Origin of the sequence: Yersinia sp. 2542 StPb PI, from assembly GCF_048593855.1 — a bacterium.
In the GTDB taxonomy this organism is placed as follows: domain Bacteria; phylum Pseudomonadota; class Gammaproteobacteria; order Enterobacterales; family Enterobacteriaceae; genus Yersinia; species Yersinia enterocolitica_E.
Window position 1 is genome coordinate 1 of record NZ_JAZGQA010000344.1, and the last position, 2,109, is coordinate 2,109.

Consider the following 2,109-nt stretch of genomic DNA (forward strand, 5'->3'; position numbering starts at 1 on the left):
AACCGACGATACCCGAATGGGGAAACCCAGTGCAATTCGTTGCACTATTGCATGGTGAATACATAGCCATGCAAGGCGAACCGGGGGAACTGAAACATCTAAGTACCCCGAGGAAAAGAAATCAACCGAGATTCCCCCAGTAGCGGCGAGCGAACGGGGAAGAGCCCAGAGTCTGAATCAGTTTGTGTGTTAGTGGAAGCGTCTGGAAAGTCGCACGGTACAGGGTGATAGTCCCGTACACCAAAACACACTTGCTGTGAACTCGATGAGTAGGGCGGGACACGTGACATCCTGTCTGAATATGGGGGGACCATCCTCCAAGGCTAAATACTCCTGACTGACCGATAGTGAACCAGTACCGTGAGGGAAAGGCGAAAAGAACCCCGGCGAGGGGAGTGAAATAGAACCTGAAACCGTGTACGTACAAGCAGTGGGAGCACCTTCGTGGTGTGACTGCGTACCTTTTGTATAATGGGTCAGCGACTTATATTTTGTAGCAAGGTTAACCGAATAGGGGAGCCGTAGGGAAACCGAGTCTTAACTGGGCGTCTAGTTGCAAGGTATAGACCCGAAACCCGGTGATCTAGCCATGGGCAGGTTGAAGGTTGGGTAACACTAACTGGAGGACCGAACCGACTAATGTTGAAAAATTAGCGGATGACTTGTGGCTGGGGGTGAAAGGCCAATCAAACCGGGAGATAGCTGGTTCTCCCCGAAAGCTATTTAGGTAGCGCCTCGTGAACTCATCTTCGGGGGTAGAGCACTGTTTCGGCTAGGGGGTCATCCCGACTTACCAAACCGATGCAAACTCCGAATACCGAAGAATGTTATCACGGGAGACACACGGCGGGTGCTAACGTCCGTCGTGAAGAGGGAAACAACCCAGACCGCCAGCTAAGGTCCCAAAGTCATGGTTAAGTGGGAAACGATGTGGGAAGGCACAGACAGCCAGGATGTTGGCTTAGAAGCAGCCATCATTTAAAGAAAGCGTAATAGCTCACTGGTCGAGTCGGCCTGCGCGGAAGATGTAACGGGGCTAAACCATGCACCGAAGCTGCGGCAGCGACACTTAGGTGTTGTTGGGTAGGGGAGCGTTCTGTAAGCCGTTGAAGGTGACCTGTGAGGGTTGCTGGAGGTATCAGAAGTGCGAATGCTGACATAAGTAACGATAATGCGGGTGAAAAACCCGCACGCCGGAAGACCAAGGGTTCCTGTCCAACGTTAATCGGGGCAGGGTGAGTCGACCCCTAAGGCGAGGCTGAAAAGCGTAGTCGATGGGAAACAGGTTAATATTCCTGTACTTGGTGTTACTGCGAAGGGGGGACGGAGAAGGCTAGGCTAGCCGGGCGACGGTTGTCCCGGTTTAAGCATGTAGGCGGAGTGACTTGGTAAATCCGGTTGCTTATCAACGCTGAGGTGTGATGACGAGCCACTACGGTGGTGAAGTAGTTGATGCCAAGCTTCCAGGAAAAGCCTCTAAGCATCAGGTAACATTAAATCGTACCCCAAACCGACACAGGTGGTCAGGTAGAGAATACTCAGGCGCTTGAGAGAACTCGGGTGAAGGAACTAGGCAAAATGGTGCCGTAACTTCGGGAGAAGGCACGCTGGCATTAGGTAATGGGACTTGCTCCCGGCGCCGAAGCCAGTCGCAGATACCAGCTGGCTGCAACTGTTTAATAAAAACACAGCACTGTGCAAACACGAAAGTGGACGTATACGGTGTGACGCCTGCCCGGTGCTGGAAGGTTAATTGATGGGGTCAGCCGCAAGGCGAAGCTCTTGATCGAAGCCCCAGTAAACGGCGGCCGTAACTATAACGGTCCTAAGGTAGCGAAATTCCTTGTCGGGTAAGTTCCGACCTGCACGAATGGCGTAATGATGGCCAGGCTGTCTCCACCCGAGACTCAGTGAAATTGAACTCGCTGTGAAGATGCAGTGTACCCGCGGCAAGACGGAAAGACCCCGTGAACCTTTACTATAGCTTGACACTGAACATTGAGCCTTGATGTGTAGGATAGGTGGGAGGCATCGAAGTGTGGACGCCAGTCTGCATGGAGCCAACCTTGAAATACCACCCTTTAATGTTTGATGTTCTAACTCGGCCCC

General features: G+C 52.4%; 1 rRNA gene. It reads left to right on the forward strand.

Annotation, left to right across the window (positions count from 1 at the left end):
- Positions 1-2,109: ribosomal RNA gene (locus V1952_RS21435) — 23S ribosomal RNA — on the forward strand; the annotation flags it as partial.